15 protein-coding genes are annotated in these 20473 nt (G+C 51.7%); 10 read left to right on the top strand and 5 right to left on the bottom strand.

Going from position 1 to position 20473, the window contains the following annotated elements:
• Positions 1-104: 104 nt before the first annotated feature.
• From ACQKPA_RS04830 to ACQKPA_RS04820, 3 genes are read left to right on the top strand one after another with little or no spacing between them, the layout of a single operon-like run.
• Positions 105-1721 carry an ABC transporter substrate-binding protein gene (locus tag ACQKPA_RS04830; protein ID WP_427489840.1) on the top strand — a complete coding sequence of 539 codons (1617 nt, stop codon included), beginning with the start codon at positions 105-107 and terminating at the stop codon, positions 1719-1721.
• Between the two features lie 10 nt (positions 1722-1731).
• The gene (locus ACQKPA_RS04825; protein ID WP_076324132.1) at positions 1732-2643 is read left to right on the top strand and encodes an ABC transporter permease; all 912 of its coding nucleotides are present in this window, start codon (positions 1732-1734) and stop codon (positions 2641-2643) included.
• Positions 2643-3572 carry a carbohydrate ABC transporter permease gene (locus ACQKPA_RS04820; protein WP_427489838.1) on the top strand — a complete coding sequence of 310 codons (930 nt, stop codon included), beginning with the start codon at positions 2643-2645 and terminating at the stop codon, positions 3570-3572. The genes ACQKPA_RS04825 and ACQKPA_RS04820 overlap by 1 nt, the downstream gene beginning before the upstream one ends.
• 376 nt (positions 3573-3948) lie before the next feature.
• Here the strand turns inward: ACQKPA_RS04820 and ACQKPA_RS04815 are convergent, their stop codons facing one another.
• Positions 3949-4836 carry a LysR family transcriptional regulator gene (locus tag ACQKPA_RS04815; RefSeq protein WP_427489836.1) on the bottom strand — a complete coding sequence of 296 codons (888 nt, stop codon included), beginning with the start codon at positions 4834-4836 and terminating at the stop codon, positions 3949-3951.
• Positions 4837-4965: 129 nt separating this feature from the next.
• Between ACQKPA_RS04815 and ACQKPA_RS04810 the strand changes: the two genes are divergently transcribed.
• Positions 4966-5646, top strand: a complete 681-nt coding sequence (locus ACQKPA_RS04810) for an O-methyltransferase (protein ID WP_427489832.1) — start codon at positions 4966-4968, stop codon at positions 5644-5646.
• A 163-nt stretch (positions 5647-5809) separates the two neighbouring features.
• On the opposite strand, the gene ACQKPA_RS04805 is transcribed toward ACQKPA_RS04810, so the two are convergent.
• The 4 genes from ACQKPA_RS04805 to ACQKPA_RS04790 form a co-directional block, all read right to left on the bottom strand.
• Positions 5810-8944, bottom strand: a complete 3135-nt coding sequence (locus tag ACQKPA_RS04805; protein WP_427489830.1) for an ATP-binding protein — start codon at positions 8942-8944, stop codon at positions 5810-5812.
• A gap of 266 nt (positions 8945-9210) precedes the next feature.
• The gene (locus ACQKPA_RS04800; protein WP_427489828.1) at positions 9211-12378 is read right to left on the bottom strand and encodes an MMPL family transporter; all 3168 of its coding nucleotides are present in this window, start codon (positions 12376-12378) and stop codon (positions 9211-9213) included.
• Complete coding sequence (locus ACQKPA_RS04795) at positions 12375-12827, bottom strand: MarR family winged helix-turn-helix transcriptional regulator (protein ID WP_427489826.1); 453 nt, start codon at positions 12825-12827, stop codon at positions 12375-12377. Before ACQKPA_RS04795 ends, ACQKPA_RS04800 begins: the two co-directional genes overlap by 4 nt.
• Before the next feature lie 187 nt (positions 12828-13014).
• A complete protein-coding gene (locus ACQKPA_RS04790) occupies positions 13015-14208 on the bottom strand; it encodes an oxalate decarboxylase family bicupin (protein ID WP_427489824.1) in 1194 nt (397 codons plus the stop codon).
• Positions 14209-14450: 242 nt separating this feature from the next.
• On the opposite strand from ACQKPA_RS04790, the gene ACQKPA_RS04785 reads away from it, so the two are divergent.
• The 6 genes from ACQKPA_RS04785 to ACQKPA_RS04760 all read left to right on the top strand — a co-directional run bounded on the left by ACQKPA_RS04785 (position 14451) and on the right by ACQKPA_RS04760 (position 20473).
• Complete coding sequence (locus ACQKPA_RS04785) at positions 14451-15839, top strand: four-carbon acid sugar kinase family protein (RefSeq protein WP_427489822.1); 1389 nt, start codon at positions 14451-14453, stop codon at positions 15837-15839.
• Between the two features lie 21 nt (positions 15840-15860).
• Positions 15861-16517 carry a GntR family transcriptional regulator gene (locus tag ACQKPA_RS04780; protein WP_071223211.1) on the top strand — a complete coding sequence of 219 codons (657 nt, stop codon included), beginning with the start codon at positions 15861-15863 and terminating at the stop codon, positions 16515-16517.
• A 56-nt stretch (positions 16518-16573) separates the two neighbouring features.
• Positions 16574-17596 carry a zinc-dependent alcohol dehydrogenase gene (locus ACQKPA_RS04775; protein WP_427489820.1) on the top strand — a complete coding sequence of 341 codons (1023 nt, stop codon included), beginning with the start codon at positions 16574-16576 and terminating at the stop codon, positions 17594-17596.
• A gap of 79 nt (positions 17597-17675) precedes the next feature.
• Positions 17676-18662 carry a TRAP transporter substrate-binding protein gene (locus ACQKPA_RS04770; RefSeq protein ID WP_427489818.1) on the top strand — a complete coding sequence of 329 codons (987 nt, stop codon included), beginning with the start codon at positions 17676-17678 and terminating at the stop codon, positions 18660-18662.
• Positions 18663-18692: 30 nt separating this feature from the next.
• The gene (locus tag ACQKPA_RS04765) at positions 18693-19193 is read left to right on the top strand and encodes a TRAP transporter small permease (RefSeq protein ID WP_427489816.1); all 501 of its coding nucleotides are present in this window, start codon (positions 18693-18695) and stop codon (positions 19191-19193) included.
• Entirely contained in the window at positions 19193-20473 is a 1281-nt protein-coding gene (locus ACQKPA_RS04760; protein WP_427489814.1) for a TRAP transporter large permease, read from the top strand. Before ACQKPA_RS04765 ends, ACQKPA_RS04760 begins: the two co-directional genes overlap by 1 nt.

Raw genomic sequence — 20473 nt, 5'->3', positions numbered from 1 at the left:
GCTCTTCCCCTCCGTTTAGAGTGAAATGTGTCCCAAGGCAAGGCCCATACATGGCCGCATACCCCCATGGACCAGACCAACAAACGAAACCAGGAGGTAATGGAATGAAGAAAAGGGTAAACGTTTTCATCTCGCTCGTCGCCATCACAGCCATGTTGTTAACAGGATGCACCGGGGACGGAGGTGACACGAACGAGTCAGCCGAAACACCCGGGGATCAAACAGGCAAAAAAGTAAAGCTCACCGCCATCATTACCAAGCATCCGCTCACGAAGCCGTTGGCTGAAATGGAATGGCTGCAAAAGGTTGAGGAGACGGCGGGCGTGGACATCGAATGGCAGGAGATTACCGCGGATTGGGGACAGAAGAAAGGGACGATGCTGGCCAGCGGCGATATTCCGGATCTGTTCATCGGACCGAACGTCATTACGGATGCGGACTTTGCGCAATTCCAAGGCTTGTTCCAGGATCTGTCCGGCATGCTGGATCAGGCGCCCAACGTACAGAACATGTTTAATGAAAAACCGGATACAAAAGTGATTGCCACGCAGTCGGACGGCAAAATCTACGGTCTTCCCAAATATCAGCGGTTCTGGCCCGCTACCGCCAGCAGGCAGTTCATTAACCAGCAGTGGCTGGATCAACTCGGCTTGAGCATGCCGACCACATGGGATGAACTGTATGAAGTCCTCGTGGCCTTCAAAGAGAAGGATGCCAACGGCAACGGCGATCCGAACGACGAGATTCCGATGGATTGGCCGGGAGGCATCGGCGGATATTTTAACCCGGCGGTGCTCCTGGGCAGCATGGGCATTACGCTGACGGACGGCAGCGGACAGGGCTATTTTGTGGAAGACGGTCAGGTGAAGAACTTCCTGACGGATGAAAGGTACAAAACGATGGTCGCGTTTCTAAACAAATTGTACAAGGCGGGTCTCATTAACCCGGAAGTATTCACGCATGATTATACGAAATTTCAATCCATCGCGCGCGGGGAAGGGGATACGGCCAAGGTCGGCTTTACCTGGGGATGGGTGGCGTCCGACCGGTTCGGCGAGCAGCTGGCACCGCAGTATGCTTCCATGCCGCCGATGAAGGTGTCTGCAGATTATGCAGGGAAGCTGTCCTGGAGCTACGATCACTACTCCTTGAATTATGGCACCAACCATATCGTCATGTCCGCCAAGACCAAGAACAAGGAAGCGGCCATGAAATTTATCAACGAGCTTTATGCCCCCGAGGTGGGTATGCAGGTGCTATTCGGATCCATCGGTCCGAATATTAAAGATAACGGAGACGGTACATATGCCGTTCTGCCTCCAGCCGATGCCAAGATGGATCCGGGTACATGGAAATGGACCTCGACGATGGCGGACAACGGCGCATTTTATATCCCTGATACCTTAGAGCTGACGCTTGGCACCGATATGCAGGAGGTGCTGGGTCAATCGGAGCCGCTGGAGGCGGCCTTGGACGTAGATCCCGATAAAGACGTGTTCCCCGGCATGTTCATCAAGTATTCCACCATGGACAATAACGCCATGAGCCTGAACAACACCAACGTGATGAATCTAGCGGAATCCAGCTTTGCCAAATGGGTGACCAAGGGCGGCGTGGAAGCCGAATGGGACGCGTACATCAAGGAAAGCGAGAAGGCAGGCCTGAAGCAGAATCTAGAGATTATGCAAAAATATTACGACGAGTACATGAATCAAAACTAGGAGGGAGGATATGGAATCCCGTAAAAGACAGAACACCTTCAGACGAGATTATCAGCTGTGGATTATGATTTTTCCGGCTATTATCGTCATCCTGCTGTTTAACTATATCCCGATGTACGGCATCCAGCTTGCTTTTCGGGACTACGATTTCAGCAAAGGCTTGACCGGCGGCGAGTGGCGAGGGCTTGCTTACTTTCAGCAATTCATCGACAGTTACCTGTTCACGGATTTGATGCGGAACACGTTTCTGATCAGTCTGGCCACGATTGTGCTTGGCTTTCCGGCTCCGATCATATTGGCCCTCATCCTTAACCAGATCCGCAGAAAAAGAATGAAGCAGCTGATGCAGACTACCGTATACCTGCCCCATTTCATATCCATTATCGTGCTGGTCGGCATGCTGAATGTGCTGCTATCCTCCGAAACCGGAGTTGTCGGTCACTTCATGAAGGCGGTGGGGCTTGGACATATCAATCTGTTGGCATCCACCTCGACTTTTATCCCGGTGTATGTGCTTTCCGACATATGGCAGCACTGCGGCTGGAACAGCATTATCTATCTTGCAGCCTTGTCCACCGTGGATCCCCAGCTGTATGATGCCGCTAAAATCGATGGGGCCAGCCGATGGCAGACGATCCGGTATGTCGACATTCCCGCCCTCATCCCGACCATCATCATCTTGTTTATCCTCAGCATGGGGAATATCCTCGGGACCGGCTTCGAGAAAATATTCCTGATGCAGAATTCGCTGAACCTTCCCGTCTCGGAGGTCATTGCCACCTACGTCTATAAAATCGGGATCATCTCCAATCAATTCAGCTTGGCTTCGGCCATCGGTTTGTTTAACACGCTCATCAATTTCGTATTCTTGTATGCGATGAACACGATCTCGAAGAGAATGTCGGAAACGAGCCTATTCTAATGATCGGGGAAGGAGAAACGGTTGTGGAACATGAACATACGAGAACGCGCATGAACGGCAAGGAGATAGCGTTTAAGATCACATTGGGTTTTCTGTGCAGTATGATTTTTCTGCTGATCGCCTATCCGCTGTACTTTATCATCATTGCTTCGTTCAGCGACTCAACGCTCGTCTCTACGGGGAAAGTCCTCTTTATCCCCAAAAATATCAGTTTTTTTGGTTACCAGGAGATTTTCAAAGATATGCGGATTTGGACCGGGTACCGAAATACGTTGTTTTACACGGTGTTCGGCACCTTGGTTAACATGCTGTTCACGCTTCCGGCAGCTTATGTGCTGTCCAGAAAGGAATTCCGCGCCAGACGGCTCATTATGTTTATTTTCGTGATCACGATGTTTTTCAACGGCGGGCTGATTCCCACCTATTTGCTGATGAAGGGGCTTAGTCTGACGAACACGATCTGGGTGTTTATTCTCCCCTTCTCCGTGAATGTGTTTTATTTGATCATTGCGCGGACCTTTTTTGAGAACTCGCTGCCGCAGGAGCTGCATGAGGCGGCCGTCATGGACGGCTGCTCCCATTTTACCTTTTTCTTTAAAGTGGCCTTGCCGCTGTCCAAAGCGTTGATATCCGTCATCGGACTCTATTATTTGGTGGGGCATTGGAATGATTTCTTCACCGCGCTGATCTATATCCGGGACACGAAGCTCCAGCCGCTGCAAATCGTTCTGCGGGATATTCTGCTGTCAAACCAGGTGTTCTCGAGCGGTGCCGGAACAGGCGGGGATGCAGGGGGGTATGCGCAGCGATATGCCGACCAGATCAAGTACGGGGTCATTATTGTATCGACGCTTCCGATTCTGCTCATTTATCCGTTTATGCAAAAATATTTCGAGAAAGGCGTCATGATCGGCTCCATTAAAGGTTAACGCATCGGTAAATTTACTAATCAAGCTTCAGAGGAATAGACAAAAAAGGGACGGTCCCGAAAGATCCAGGATCTGGCGGGATGTCCCTATTTGTTTGTTCCTGTTGTTACTGCAGTATATGAAGCCGATGGATATTGGCGATTGTCGCCGTCACGCGCAAGAGGGCAGGGGTGCCAGCGGCGCAAATAGGATCAGGATTCATGGAGGCTTTCATCCGTAAAGTAGATTCCGTTGCCGGAATCATCCTTGGCACTCAACCAGAGGCCGTCCGGTGTTTCACTCGGTTCGCCGATAAATTGCAGCTTGCCGGGATTGTTCTCGTATAGAATACGAGAAGCCCGGCAGGCAATATGTATAGGGGAAATGTAACGGTAACTTATGACTGATTCCGGATCATATCGACGAAGTTCATGGCGGCAGCGGATAACGTTTCATGCTTGCGGGTGCAGACCGCTATGATATTTTGAAGCTCGATTCCATCAACATAGACCCGGCTCAGTTCACCGCGCTCCACATACTCTCGTACGACGAGTGAGGACACAAAGTTTGCACCGTATCCGGCAATGACGGCCATAATCGCTTCGTGCAGACCATTGAATTGCAGCGTGATCCGCGGGGAAGGCGCGCTATGGGTACGACATAAGGCAAATAAACGTTCTCGCGTTGAACTGCCTTTCTCCCGCATAACAAATGGCTCTCTCATCATCTCTTCCAGGGAGATACGCTTGTTGGCATAGCGGTGATTTGGGGATACGACAAACCATAACTCATCCCGGAACAGCTCCTCGATCTGTATCGTATTCGGAGATTCCTCTGGCAGACCGCCGTATATCGCAAGGTCGACATTCATATGTAACAGTTGCTTAAGGGCATCGCTTGAATTCGTGGTGGTTATGCTCATTTCTACTTCTTCGTACCGCTGCTTGTATTTTGCAAGCCAGGCCGGCAGAAGAAAATGGGAAGGAAGATAGGTAGCCGCCATGCGGATCTGTCCCCTCGAACCGCTGCGGTAATCCAGGCAGAATTGTTCAATCTGCTGCTCGACGGAGAAGAGTCTTTTGGCAAGCGGAACGAGCTCGGCTCCGGCCGCCGTCAATCCGATGCCCCTGCCCTGCGGCTTGAACAGAGTAAGGGAGAGTTCCTTCTCGAATTTTTTAATCTGGGCTGTTATGGCGGGTTGGCTTATATTTAACAATTCAGCAGCTCGGGTAACACTGCCCGTTGTGGCGATAACGTGAAAGAGCCGTAATGCGTGCAAATTCATGAGTGCCGTACTCCTATCCATTCATATATTTAAAGTATATAAGTCCTTTAAATATATATTATATCTATAACAATAAATCACATACAATGACTTTGTAAGATCTATATGGAGAATAAGGAGGATGCGGGCATGAAAAAGAAGGATGCTGAAGCTGCAACTTGGGATAAAGTAGACGATTACGTCACAGAACATTTGATTCCTTATGATGAGGTTCTGGAGAGGGTCTTAGCTGCAAATCGGGAGGCCGGATTGCCGGAGATTGATGTATCCAGGGCTCAAGGGAAGCTGCTGAACCTCATCGTTCAGATCAAGGGTGCGAAACGAATTTTGGAGATCGGTACACTGGGAGGTTACAGTTCGATCTGGATGGCCAGAGCGATTGGGGATGGGGGGCGGCTGATTTCACTGGAGCTCGATCCGCATCATGCCGAGATTGCCAAATCCAACGTGGCCTTAGCCGGACTGGAGGATAGGGTGGAAATCCGGGTAGGCGATGCTGTGCTGCAGCTGGAGCAGCTGGCCAAGGAGAAGGTGGAACCGTTCGATCTGATCTTCATTGATGCCGATAAACCCAACAATCCGAATTATTTGAAGTGGGCGTTACAGTTCTCACGGCCGGGCACCGTCATGATTAGCGATAATGTGATCCGGAATGGAGAAGTTATCGATCATCACAGCACAGACCCTCGGGTGCACGGTATCCGCAAATTCATGGATATGCTGTCCGCCAACTCCGCGATTTCCGGCACGGCTATTCAAACGGTGGGAAGTAAGGGGTATGACGGGTTTTATATCGGAGTTGTATCGTGAGCTGTTAGACTGGAGCATCGTTCCATTTACGGCGATCCGTATCGGGTTAATGGCAGAAGGAAAAAGAAAACGCAGCAATCGAATCCGTCTGTATTTGAAAAAAAGGAGGGTGTCCCAAGATCTTAGATCTGGCGGGATACCCTCCTATTGCTGTTAAGAGACGCTATTGCTCCGGATCGGGAATGACAAAAGATACGCTTGTGCCTTCATGGACCTCGCTTTGAATGGAAAGACCGCTCCCATACGTCTGAATCAATCTGCGATTCGTATTGTACAGGCCAATTCCTCTTTTGTCCTCTCGCGGAGCATCCAGCAACCCCTGTACCTTTTCTCTGCTCATTCCCATGCCGTTATCCTTGACCTGAATCAGCGTGGAAAGCTCCTGACGTTCAATACGAATTTGTACGGTTCCACCCTTAGCTATTTGCATAATACCGTGCTGTACGGCATTCTCAACCAGAGGCTGAATCGTTAATGGAGGAAGCAGGAGGTTAATGTCCTGATCCACGTTCCATCTGACATGGAGCCTGTTGCCATGTCGCTCCTTCTCAACATACAAATATGCGCGTACAAGTTCGAGTTCTTCCGATAGTGAGACAAATTTGCCGGAGTTTTGATATTGAAAACTGATTTGCAGGTATGAACTAAAGGCTTCGTTAAGTTTTCGCATTCTTTCCACATCAATTTCACTCAATGCGTGGATTGAATTCAAGGTGTTGAACAAAAAATGCGGATGGATTTGAGCTTGCAGATAGGCAGCTTCCATACGCAGACGCTCGTTCACGGACTGCTTTAGCGTAATCAATGACTGGATACGGTATTTAAGCTCCATCGGATCCACTGGTTTCGTGACATAATCGTTGGCACCCGCCCGAAACCCCGCATACATGTCGGAGGGCTCGTTTCGCGCCGTCAGCAGAAGCACAGGGAGCTCGGAAGGGGAATAACGTTCTCTTATCTTCCGTGTCAGCTCGTAACCGGAAATCTGCGGCATCATGACATCAGCGATTACCAAATCCCATGGCCTCGTTCCGAGCAATTCCAGCGCTTCTCCGGCCGAAGTTGTTAATTGCAGGTGGTAAGGTTCAGACATCAATATACTCGCAAGCACTCGCAAATTTACAAGGTTATCGTCAACGGCTAGGATGTTCATCTGCTCTTCCGCTGACGGGACTTCTGCGGTTTGGAGCGGCTGGTCATTCAGGTCGTTCCGGCTTGCCGCCATTTCTTCATAGGCCTCGAACCGAACGGCCGATATATCGGGGGACATCTCTACGTCAGTCGAATCAGCCAAAGGAAGCGTGAATGTAAACGTTGAACCCCTTCCGATTTCGGAGTGAACCGTCATCCAGCCGCCATGAAGCTCTACCAATTCTCTGCTGATGCTAAGGCCCAAACCTATGCCGTTGGTGTCGCCGTATCCGGGATCGCCTTGTTCGTATGGCAGAAATACCCGCTGCTGTGTTTCCTGGTCCATTCCCGTTCCCGTATCCGTTACCTCGATGAACATTTGCCCGTTCTTGGCGTTGGCCGTTACGGCAATGCTTCCTTCCTCGGTATGTTTGATGGCATTATGCAATAAATTCATGAGGATTTGCACAAGCCTCTTTTCATCCGCCATAACGAGAGGGAGGGCTTCGGATGTGTCTATATTCATTTTCAACTGCACAGCTTTTCCTTCGAGCAAATACTTCAGGATATCGATAACGCCATTTACGATAGAGGGAAGGGATAGCGGCTCGGCATGCAGTACGATTCGCTTTTCCCTCAGCCTTACGGCGTCCAGTAGATCATTCAGCAAATGCGACATCTGGCGTCCAACCTTAACAAGGAGTTGCATATCCTCCGCACTTCGATTGTCCATATTATGCTGTTCCCTGTCTGAGACGCTCTGGGCGATATTCATGATCCCGTGCAGCGGCGTTCGCAGCTCATGTGACGTCTGGGCCAGAAACCGGTCTTTCATTTTGTCCGCTTTCTGCAATTCGCGGTTGAGCTTGCTGATTTTATCGACGTTGCGGAAATAACGCTTAAACCAATAGGCAGAGAAACCGATGATGGCCGCGATGACATCAACGGGGTAATACACTTTTGGAAGTTCCTGATATTTAATGAGTGCTCCCCAAATAACACTGGAGAAAACGCCGCTGGCTGCCAAGAGCAGAAAGATCGCGTCATCCCGGCTTGCAGCCACCATTCTCCCGAACATATATATAGAGATGATAATTGGCAATAAATAATGAATGGCAAAAACTTTGTATTCCACCGTCCAGAAGATAAGAGAAGCAGGTGCGATTGCAATAAATCCGGAATATAGAAGCAGGGAAATGCCATAACCGATAAACCATCGATTGCGGGTCTTCAAGGTGAAGCTCCTAGTCATTTTCAATACGAAAAACGATAGCCAAGAATAAGACAATATGGAGATTTTAAGATCCCAAGCGTAATTGATGGGCAGCCATTTCAACAGTAAATCGTCATCTGAAACTACAATCGTCACGGATGCGGTAAGTAGCAGCAGAAAAAAATCAAGAAGCGTCCATTCCCGCGGATTGAAAAAATACAGAATGCAGGAATACAAACCGTGAAGGATCAGCACGACGAATGTAATGAGCTGAAGATCGATGGAAAGTCCGCGTTCATCGTGGATGGCTTCGCTGGATCCCAGCTTGATGGAATTTACAATTCCGCCTTGGAGCGGATGCTCATGGTTGGCCACGCGTATAATCAAATCGATTTCTTGCGTGTGTTTAACGGGAGCGTAATCGACAACGAAGGGACTTCGAGCCGGTGAATAGGTGTCTTTGCCGTCCTCTCCGGTGCTGCCCATCTCTCCCATCTTAAGGCCGTTTATCTCGACGCTCGCCGAAGCCTGAATCTGTTGGATCCAGAACGAAAGGGGAGCGGTTAAGGATGGATCGACCAGAATACGAAGCCGATAGGTTCCGGTACCATAGGCAGATGCGGATTCCTTCGTTTGGCTCTCCCGCCAATTTCCCGGAACCTGCACATAGCGATGCTGCGGATTGGTTTGCTCCAGCTCTTGTTTTGTGGCAAGCATGTCCGGATAGAACTCCCATTCTCCATCCAATGTTATGGATTTGGAATGTATGAGGTCCCAGCTGCGTAAGTCGAGCACCCCTTGGGAGGCTTTCGGATGGTGGGGAGGAACGAAGGTCTCGATCCAATACCACCGAATGCTGAGGAGCACGGACAGAAAAACAGCAACTGCCAATATATACTGAAGAATCTTTTTAATTTGAATGCGATAGGTATGGTTTGCAGATCGTGTTGGCACGGTTCACGTTCCCTTTTAGGTTTGGTATGGTTGAAGATCCGAGAATTCTTTCTTCTTAATATACGAGAAAATGTGGCGATCGTATAGCTATTCCCCATCAAAAAGCATTCGCTCGGTTCTTTGGTAATCGTCCCAAGTGCTCACGGATGAGATTTCCGTTCCCTTTTATTGAAATGGCATAGAAAATAACCGCCTTTTTACCTGTCATGATTCAGGAAAAGACGGTTATTGTGATCATTGTTAGGTTGGGGTCATCCTTGTAATGGCTACATTCCTACGTCATGTCCGGAAGGGCTCTTTGCTTCCTGCTCCTTCGGGGTGAACGGCCACCAGTTAGCCCTGCCGAAGATGCGGACCATCACCGGTACGAAGAATGGCAGGAACAGGAGTGCGTAGAGCACAAGTCCAACCAGGACAACCGTTGCGATCTGCATCATGGACAGTACGCCGGACGGATACATCGCCGCAAAGGTACCGCCAAGAATGACTACCGCGGACAGGATCACAGTACCCATGTTGCGCATGGCATGCAGAATGGCATCCTGAACGTTCCTGGACTTGTTCTCGTTGAAACGCGCCATTAGGAAGATGCTGTAATCCACCCCAAGCGCGATCAGCATGACAAAGCTGAAGAATGGCGTGGCCCAGGTAATGCCGGAATACCCGAAGCCGTGAACGAAAATCATCTCCGTAACGCCGACAGCCGTAAAGTATGTGATAACCAGTGAAACAATCAGATAGATCGGCATCACGAGGGAGCGCAGCAGCACGACCAGGATAATGAAGATTCCGCTCAGCATGAGAATCACGGTTCGCGTGTAGTCTTCATTCGATATGTTCTGCAAATCGTTGTTCGTGCTTGTAATGCCGCTGATGGCAACCTCGGCGTTCTCCAATTTCGTGTCTTTTACTGCGCGATCTACCGCAGCTTGAATCTGTTCGACGCTGCCCAACGCTTCTTCGCTGTACGGATTGGTTGCCAGAACCACATCCAGCGTCATTACTTTGCGGTCATCGCTGAGATAGGTATCGAATACCGTCTGGAATTCTTCATTCTCAAGGGCTTCCTGCGGAATGAAGAACCCGCTGAGCTCTTCATCCTGAACGTCCTGGATCTGCTGCAGATAATCCTGTGCGGAATGCAGTCCGTCCGAAATTTGCTTCAATCCGTCCGCGCTGGAGTTCAGTCCTTCCGTCAGTTCTCCGATCTGGCCGGTTAGATCGCCAAAGCCGTCGGCAAGCTGCTTCTGGCCGCCTTGCAGCTGGTCCAGACCGTCTGTAATGGAAGGGATTTGGCTCACGATCTGTCCTTGCCCGTTAGCTGCCTGCGAAAGGCCGGATTGAAGCTCGGCGATACCGGTCACAAGCTGCTGTAGACCGTCGGCAAGCGCCGTTTGCCCGGCGGCTGCCTTGGCGTAGCCGGCGTTGGCTTCCGATAAGCCGGCTGACGCGCCTTTAAGCTGCTCGGCGATTTGTCCTAACCCTGCTGCCAGCTCGGCTGTGCCTGCCGCTGTTTGCGTGACGGTACCTTTGATGGTTTGATAGTCGGCATCCTGAATGAGTTCCGGGTGGTTGCTCTCCAGTCCCGTGAAGGAGCCTTCAAGTCCACTCAGTGCAGCCGCAACGCCGCCCAGCTGTTCTTTAAGTCCGGCAACGCCGCCTTCAAGAGCTGCTAATCCGGTATCAAGTTGTTTATAACCTTGGAGAAGCTGGGCATGAGCTGCAGCCAGCTCTTTTGCGCTTTTCGCAGCCTGGGCAAGCCCTGCTTTGAGTTCGCCTGCGCCTGCGCTGCCGCTCTGGATTCCTTTTTGGATGGCGCTGAGGCCTTGGCCAAGCTCCGTGATGCCGTCCTTGAGGTCGGCGGTTCCCTTGGTCAGCTCCTTGGCTCCCGCAGCGGCTTCATTCAGCTTCGGCGTATTCTCGCTGAGCTGTTTGCCTGCTTCGGATAGTCCATTCTGAATCTGGGTTAGTCCGTCTTTGGACTCTCCCAATCCTTCATTTAACGTTTTCACTTGAGTAGGAATGAGGAAATCGTTGATTTGCTCGCCGGTTGGACGGGAGAGCCCGCGTACGCTGGATACGCCATCAACCTTTTCCACTTCCCGGCTGATTTTTTCCGCGAGTCCCATGTATTCCGCCGTATCCATCCGGTCATCGTTCTTGATCACGATGGTGGATGGCAGCGATTGTCCGGGGCCGAAGCTGTCCGAAATAATGTTAAAGCCCTTGACCGAAGCGTAACTTGGCCCGATTTCCTCCAGGCTGTTAAACGACAGCTTGCCGCTGTACGTAGCCAGGAAAGGGGCCACGATAACGGCTACGACAAGCAATGCAGCCCAAGGACGCTTAAGTGAGAAGGAACCTGCCGCTCCCCAAAGCTTGTTTTCGCTATGCTCCAGCTTGCCGCGTGACGGCCAGAAGAGCTTCTTGCCCAGCACCGCCATGAAGAATGGAACGACGGTAACCAATGCCAGGAGCATAACGGCGATGCCGATTGCAACCGCAACCGCGGATTTGTACAGAATGAATTTGGATAACCCGATGGCTGCAAAGCCGACAAATACGGCGAGCCCGGAATAAATCACGGTGCCGCCGGCTTTTCGGTAAGTCTCGATGATCGCCGTCTTGGTATCCTCCGACGTGGTGAGTTCTTCCTTAAACCGGCTGATCAGCAGGATGCAGTAGTCGGTCCCGATCCCGAACATGACGGCCACCATAAAGATCTGAGTGAAGGTCGATATCGGGAAGTTGAACTGGTCCACGAGAAAAGAAACGACCGACTGTGACACGATATAACTGAGCCCCACGGTCAACAGAGGGACGAACGGTGCCACGAAGGAACGGAATACAACGAACAGAATGAGCAGAATAAAGATGACCGTAATGTATTCCGTTTTCTTCAGGCCTTCCTCCGAGCTGACGATGGTATCTTCATTGATGAGGCCTTCGCTTGTCAGGTAATGATCCGCTTGAACGCCTTCCAGCACCTGACCAACCTTCTCGGGCAGCTCTTTCACGGCTTCCTGGCCGCCGCTGACCTGAAGCGCGACCATGATGGTCTTGCCGTCTTTGGCGATGAGCGAGTCTTCCAGCTCCGTCTGCGTGAACGGTTCATTGATGGAATCAATATGAAGGCTTTCTTTATTGTCGTTTAAAGCTTGAACGCCCTCCCGGATGCTCTCTTTATCCGATTCGCTTAGCCCATCGGGTTTATTGAAGACGAGCGCAACCTGATGCAGGGTTTCTCCGCCCTCGCCGCCGGAGGCTTCCTTGAGAATTTCCGCCGCGCGCGAAGAGGTATAACCGTCGGGTACGGACAGCTGCCCCTTTTCCCGCACCAGGTCCGACATGGAAGGCGCGAACAAAAACAGCGCAACTGCGGCTACCAGCCACAGCACAATAATGGCCCATCTTGCTTTCAGTATGACTTTCAATTCTTTCTCCCCCCTGATTCTTGCATCAATTGTCCCAGCTTCTCGAACATCGAGATGAACATTTCGATATCTTTTTCTTCAAAATGCTGCAGGTAAGGAGAGACGATCTCCCTCATCTGTTCCTGGGCAGATTCAAAAATCGTACGTCCGTATTGCGTTAAAGTCAGATACACCAGCCTGCGATCTGCTTCGTCCCGGGTTCTGTCGATAATGCCGGCCTCCACGAGACGGTTGACGATAGCCGTAACCGAGCTTTTGCCAACCGCGAGAGCTTCCGCCAGATAGGATGAAGTACAGTGATCCGTGCCGTTGATCAAGCGTACCACTTGAAACTGGTCACTGGTCAGATCCTCGCCGAGCTGCTCTCTAATCTGGGCGTTGATCCGCCTCGATACAAGCAGGTAGACATCGACATACCGGTCGATCCACTGCTTTGCCTTGTCGTTCAATGATAGTTCTCCTCTCAAATAGTTCACGTATGAAATAGTTTTATTAATGAACTATATGGCAGAAGGAAAGAAAAGTCAATATCCGCATGACGGCACATAACAGACCGCCTTGGAAGAAAATCCTCCGGGCGAGTCTGTATGACGTTAATACAACAGATCAATGTCCTCGACGCGGGAAGGTTGGAACTTACCTCGGGTAATACGAAGATCCCGGATACTTCACAACAGGCCATTTTTCCTTGCGCAAAGCATCGGTGACTTCATTTCCAACACTCAGGTTATCCTGGACCAGGTCCCGAGGGGTCAAAGCCATCCATTGATTTAAGGATATATCCTCGAACCGGTCGCTTCTGAACATCTCCAGAAACCACAAGGAATCCGTACCCGTGTTCTGTATGTAATGGCCGAAGGCAAAGGGGACATAGCCTACATCACCGGCTCTGTAATCAAAGGTACGCGCTGCTCCATTGCCGGCAAACACGGTCATTCGACCTTGGCCGGTAAGGTAATACTGCCATTCATCCTGATTCGGATGCCAATGAAGCTCCCTCATGGCGCCCGGTTTGATCTCGACGAGTGCGGCTGCAACGGTTTTGGAAATCGGAAAATTGCCTGAATCCACGATTCGTACACTTCCCCCGGGGGTTAGGATCGGTTCTTGTGCCAGCAGACGATGCTTGAAACTCAGCGGCACCTTTCCGTAAGGAGACTGGACCTCCTGGCTTTCGAGCGAACCCGGCACCTGATCCTGAAAAATATAAACCTGTTCCTTCGGGATATGGTCAAAAGCGTTCTCCGGAACGCCGAAGTTGGCGGACAGCACATCCTTTGGCGTGTGCGCAAACCAGTCGGAGATCGATAAGGTATTCAGGTCCGAGAAGTGGCCGTCGTCAAAAACCAGCAGGAACTCACATCCTTCCTCGAGTCCCTGGATCGAGTGGGGGAGGCCGGCCGGAAAATACCACAGATCGCCTGGCCCCACATCCGCGATGAAATTTCTACCGCTTGCATCCATGGCCGTAATTCTGGCGCTGCCCCAGATCATATAGGCCCACTCCGCTTGCTGATGCCAATGAAGCTCCCGGACGCCGCCGGGCGTAAGGCTCATATTCACGCCGGCCAGCGTGGTGGCAATCGGCAGGTCCCGTACCGTAATTTCCCGCGACCAGCCGCCATGATTCAGCTGCATATGCGTATCGGAGAACGACATTTTCAGATTGGGCATCAAGCCGGCATCCGTGGCGGGGGGCACAAGCATGTCGGGATTCTCGATATCCCTCATCACATCCCGCGGGCCATAGTCCGGCCCGCCTGCTCCGTCGCTGCGTATCGGCTGGGGCACGCGGTCATGATTTCCTCTGTTCCGGTTCTGATCCTCCATGAATCGGTATCTCCCTCCATATTGGTTTTTTCGTACCGTATCCGGTTAAACTGCCATCCATTAAGTTTATGAGCCAGCGCTTGGCTAATATGTTGAGGAATGCGAGGCGAGTCAAAGACGGTTTTCGCAATGATATTTCTCACTTCAAAACGAAAAGGTGGTTGACATTTGAAAGCGCTGCAAATACAATAGGTCTCAAATAGATCTATGATAGATCTATCATAGATTCGGGAGGGACAAGCATGAACCACAATGAGCTGCTGCTTGCTTTCTATGGCGATGACTTTACAGGTTCAACGGATGCGATGGAGGCGCTGGCCCGAAGCGGTTACCGCACGGTATTGTTTCTGGAAGCTCCTTCGCTTGATCGGCTGAAGAAGTTTGAAGGCATCCGTTGCATCGGGGTGGCAGGTACAAGCCGAGCCAAATCTCCGGAGGATATGGAGGCCGAGCTCCGGCCGGTATTTGAGAAGCTGTCCATGAGCGGCGCGCCGCTCGTCCACTATAAGACATGCTCCACCTTCGACTCTTCGCCTGAGGTTGGCAGTATCGGCCACGCGATTGGGGTGGCAAGAGACTATTTTCCAGATCAGGTGACGGTTCCGCTGCTGGTCGGCGCGCCCCGCCTTGGACGTTATACGCTGTTCGGCCAGCATTTTGCGAAAATGCATGATACGGTGTACCGTCTGGATCGGCATCCCGTCATGTCGCAGCACCCTTCCACGCCGATGCATGAGGCGGATCTGCGTCTTCATCTTGCGCAGCAGACGGCGGACTCCATAACTTTAATGGATATTGTAGAATTGGATGGAGACAAGGATACGGTTCTTCGCCGATATCGTGATAAACTGGGGGAGAAGCCGGGAATTCTGCTGTTTGATGCGCTGGATGAGGACAGGCTCAAGCGCTGTGGCCAGCTGATTCAGGACAAGCCGGAAGGGGCGGGGACTTTCGTTGTCGGTTCCTCTGGCGTTGAATATGCTTTGGCCGCCCATTGGGATGAGCTGGGACTCGCTTCCCCTTCATTGGAGAATAACAAACCTGGTGCGACCGTTCGGCCAACCGATGCCATTCTGGTAGTGTCCGGGAGCGCTTCACCGGTCAGTCAGCTTCAGATTGAGCGTGCGATAGCTGAAGGGTATCACGGCATGCGTATTACGCCGGCCATGATCGGGGGGACAGATGATACTGCCCGGCTGGGGCTTGTCCAGCAAGCGGTGGATAAGCTCCAAGAAGGACAAAGCGTGGTGCTCTACACGGCGCTGGGCCCTGAGGATGAAGCGATCCGTGAGACACGAACACGGTTGAAGACCATGGGACTATCCGGAGCGGAAGCGGGCGAGTACATCGGCAGAAGCCTTGGGAAGTTGACCAAGCATGTCATGGATCAAGCCGGGCTGCGCCGAGTTGTCATTGCTGGGGGAGACACCTCCGGTTTTGTCACCAGCGAGATGGGCGCTTACGGGTTGGAGATGATATGGGACGTATCACCAGGGGCTCCGCTGTGCAGGGTATATTCGGACGACGCAAGCCTGGACGGTCTGGAATTGGCTCTTAAGGGCGGACAGCTGGGATCGCCGGATTATTTTATTAAAGTACGGGATGCCGGTTTTCCTGAACCGGATCAATAGCCAAGATAGGAGAATACACGAATGACGATGGATAAAAGCAAAGGGGCAGCTTCCTCTCTTCTGTTAAAAGATGTGGCCTATAACGAGATTAAGGAAAGCATTCTGAATGAGAAATTCGAGCCGGGGCGATTCTTGTCCGAGCGAGAATTGATTGAGCTGCTGGGAATGAGCAAGACGCCGATCAAAGCGGCGTTGACGCGGCTGGAGACAGAGGGCTTTGTCACCGTCTCCTCGAAGCAGGGCATCATCATCAATGATCTATCCGTGAACCGGATTGTAGACATATATGATCTGCGGATTGCGCTGGAGACGTTCAACTGCCAGCAGATCGAATCCAGACTCACGCCTGAGCAGGAGAAGGAGCTGGAGGGCAATCTTGCCGAAACTGCCGACATCGTCAGCCGGCTTGATGTCAAAAATTTTGCTCAAGCCGACCATGATTTCCACTTGATCATTTGCGAATGTACGGGCAACCAGGAAATACACCGGGTGCTGCTGAACTACCATGATCATCTGCAGCGAATCACCCGCCGTCATTTGCGGAAGGATCCGCACCGGATGGAGAAGTTCCTGGAGGATCACTGGAAGATTTATGAGGCGCTCAAGACCGGCAAGGAGAGCAGCGCCGAAGTGATGCGCAAGCATTTGCAGGAATCGAAGCAAGCGCTTTTTATTTAACAGAGAGAAGCGGGAAAACATCCCATGAAGCTTGATCACAACAAGGGGGAGAGACAATGAAGGCTGTATATGTGGAGGATGCGTACAAAGTTGTCGTTAAAGACGTGGACATACCGGAGATCGGGGCAGGGGAAGTTCTGATACAGGTAAAAGCAGCCGGGATTTGCGGCTCGGATATTCACACCTATAAGGGATTGCATCTGTTTCGGAAGCCGCCCGTCATTATCGGCCACGAAGTGTCCGGCGAAATCGTGAAGGTGGGTAAGGACGTCACATCCTTTCAGATTGGTGATCGGGTAACCGTGGAGCCTCAGGTCGGCTGCGGCAAATGTGATTACTGCTTGACGGGCAGAACGAATTATTGCACCGAGCGGGGAGCGCCGGGCCTGAAGGGCTGGTATGGCTCGATGGCGGAGTACTTTGCTGCGCCGGAAGCATGCGTGTTCAAACTGCCGGATCAGCTGGATCATGAGCTGGGCGTGCTGGTTGAGCCCTTCGCGGTAGGGGTCCATGCGGTACGCAAGGCCGGGATCGAAGTCGGAGACAAGGTCGCCATTCTCGGTGCTGGACCGATCGGGCTGCTCGCCATGACGGCTGCGAAGGCTGCCGGCGCTACAACGCTCATGGTGACGGACGTCATGGATTATGCGCTTGAATCCGCGAAGGAGATGGGTGCTACCCACACCTTAAACATCGGCGGCAAGAAGCATTGGACCGAGGAAGCGAAGGCGGATATCGCCGGTGAATTTGATAAGGTGCTGATTGCAGCAGGAGTTCCAGGGATCGTAGATGATGCCCTTGCCTTGCTTCGCAAAGGCGGCCGCTGCGTAACGATTGCCATGTTCCATGGCACGCAAACCTTCGATATCGTGAATTTACAGCAGACGGAGAAGGAAATTGTGGGCTGCATGACGTACACGCGTGAGGATACCATTTCCGCCATTGACTTGTTAGCCAGCAGAGCGGTGGACGTTAAAGCCGTTATTTCCCATCGATTGTCATATGAAGATGCTGCGGAAGGGTTCCGCCTGGTAGACAAGAAGGAAGATTCGTCCCTGAAGGTTATCGTCACCTTTTAATAATCAACATACTCCCCGCAGCTTCCGCTTCTAGTTGTGGAGGCTGCAGGAACTTCATATCAGATTGGGGGAACGACAAATGTGGAAAAGACTCGCAGTTGTCATGGTGGCCGCACTGCTCATTGTAAGCGCTTTAATTATAACGAAGCCGAATACGGATGAGGGCCCGATCAAGCTGAGGCTCGGTCACATAACGGGTGAATCCGATCCGTGGCATCTGGGCGCGCTTAAATTTGCGGAATTGGTGAAGGAGAAAACGGGCGGCGAGATTGAGGTTGAAGTGTATGCCAGCTCGATGCTCGGGAATGACCGTGACCTGATCGAGGGGATGCAAATCGGGTCAGTGGATTTTGCGCTGCCGGCGGGCGTGTTATCGAATTTCTACAGCCCCTATGCCATCTTGGAACTGCCGTATTTGTTCCGCGACAAGCAGCATTTGGAGAACGTGCTCTATGGGGATGTTGGCGCTGAACTGAAACAGAGCTTGCTGAATAATGCCGAGGTCCGGGGGCTGGAATTCTGGATGAGAACCCCGCGTGAGCTGACCGCCAACAAGAGGATCGAAACGCCAAGCGATCTGCGCGGCTTGAAAATCCGCGTCCCGGAAATCCCGGCTTCCATTGCGGCTTGGGAAGCAATGGGGGCGACGCCGACGCCAATGGCCTTTGGCGAAGTCTATTCATCGCTTCAAACCGGGGTTATTGACGCGCAGGAGAACCCGGTTGCTTTTACAGCCAGCTCCAAGATTCAGGAAGTCCAGAAGTATATGATGATGACCGATCATGTATACGGTTACGTGATGCTCGCGATGAGCGAAGTGACGTATCAACGCTTGAATGAGTCTCAGCGTCAGGCTATTGAAGAAGCCGCCAAGGAAGCGACGGAATACGAGAATCAGCTGGTCTTTGAACAAGAAGAGCAGATTATCAATGAGCTTAAAGAATTCGGTACGGAGTTCGTGGAAGTGGATAAGGGGCCGTTCGAGGCGGCAGCTAAATCGGTGCATGAACGCTTTGCCAACATGTACGGAAGAGAGCTGTACGACAAAATCATCAACACGCCATAACCATTTTTCTTTCAAGAGGGGGGATAAGCCATGCGACAGACATTAAAAGCGATCGATACGCTCAACAAACTCGTGGGCATCGCAGTGGCCATGATCCTGGGTGTCATGTCCATCCTGATTATCATGCAGATTATATACCGGATTGCCGGTTTTCCGCTTCACTGGTCCGAGGAGCTTGCCAGATACTTGATGGTTTATCTTGTATTTCTGGGTTCCTCGCTGGCGCTGCGCCATCATCGGCTGGTAGCGATCGAGCTGCTGCCGGAGCTGGTGAGCGAAGTCAACCGAAAGGTGATTCGAATTACCGTCATGGCGATATGCATCGTGTTTTTCATTCTATTGCTGGTCCAGGGCATCGACATTCTGGGCCGGGTCTCCGTGCAATCGTCGGCAGCGATGGGGCTTAGCATGTCGGTTCCTTATGCAGCCATTCCGATTGGAGCGGTGCTGCTCATCATGAATGCGGTAGCGGTAATTCTGGAAACGATCGTGTCCGACACCGTACCGCAAGCGAAGGAGGAAGGATTATAATGCCTATCGTACTGTTTGGATGTCTGATCCTGTTCTTCGCCATCAGTGTTCCGATTGCCGTCTCGATGGGGATGGCGTCGGCGGTAGCAATCTGGTGGGAAGGCGGCACGCCGCTGCTTGTACTGGTCCAGCGTTCGTTCACGTCAACGGATTCATTCCCGCTCATGGCAATTCCCTTCTTCGTGTTCGCGGGTACCTTGATGGAATTTGGCGGGATTTCCAGACGACTGGTGAATCTGGCGAATGCACTTACAGGCCATCTGCCAGGCGGCCTTGGACTCGTAACAATTGTAACCTCGATGTTCTTTGCCGCCATATCCGGTTCCTCCGCCGCGGCAACCGCGGCGCTGGGCAGTATCCTGATTCCGGCCATGATCTCCCGGGGTTATCATAAGAACTTTACGGGGGCTCTTCAAGCGACGTCCGGTGAGTTGGGGGTTATCATTCCGCCAAGCATTCCGTTGATTCTATACGGAGTAGCTGCCGAAACTTCCATCGGCGATCTGTTCATGGCGGGTCTCATTCCGGGAATCATGATTGGTTTATCGCTGATGATTGCCGTTTATATTATTGCGAAACGAAAAGGCTATGCGCGCGAGAAGAGAAAGACGCCGGCAGAGGTATGGCAGGCCTTCAAGGAATCCTTCTGGGCCGTCCTTATGCCGATCATCATTCTTGGCGGAATTTACGGCGGCATCTTTACGCCGACCGAAGCCGCGGGCGTTGCCGTTGCGTATGCATTCATTGTCGGCGTATTTGTGTATAAGGAGATTAAATTCTCCAAGCTGATAAATATTCTAACGCAATCCACGATTACGACATCCGTGATTATGTTCATCATTGCAAGCGCGGGGTTGTTTAGCTGGATCATGACGCGTGAAGGAATTCCCCAGGCGGTTGCAGGCTTCTTCGTGAACATATCCGATAACCCGATCGTGTTCCTGTTATTGGTCAACGTGTTCCTGCTGATCGTGGGCATGTTTATGGAATCCAATGCGTCGATCATCATTCTGGCTCCGCTGCTGGCGCCGGTAGCTGCCGAATTCGGGATCGATCCGACGCATTTCGGGATTATTATGATCGTCAACCTGGCGATCGGGATGTGCACGCCGCCGCTAGGCATCAATCTGTTCATATCGGCCCAGATCGCGAAGATCCGGCTGGATCAGATCGCAAAAGGCATGGTGCCGTTCTATATTGTGTTGATCATTGACCTGTTGCTGATCACGTATCTTCCGCAATTGTCGATGTTCCTTCCGAATCTGTTAGGCGGTAAATAG

Origin of the sequence: Paenibacillus sp. NPDC093718 (assembly GCF_050279985.1) — a bacterium.
GTDB lineage: Bacteria > Bacillota > Bacilli > Paenibacillales > Paenibacillaceae > Paenibacillus_AQ.
The sequence above is the reverse complement of the archived record's forward strand: the minus strand, read 5'-3'. Positions and strand labels throughout refer to the sequence as shown.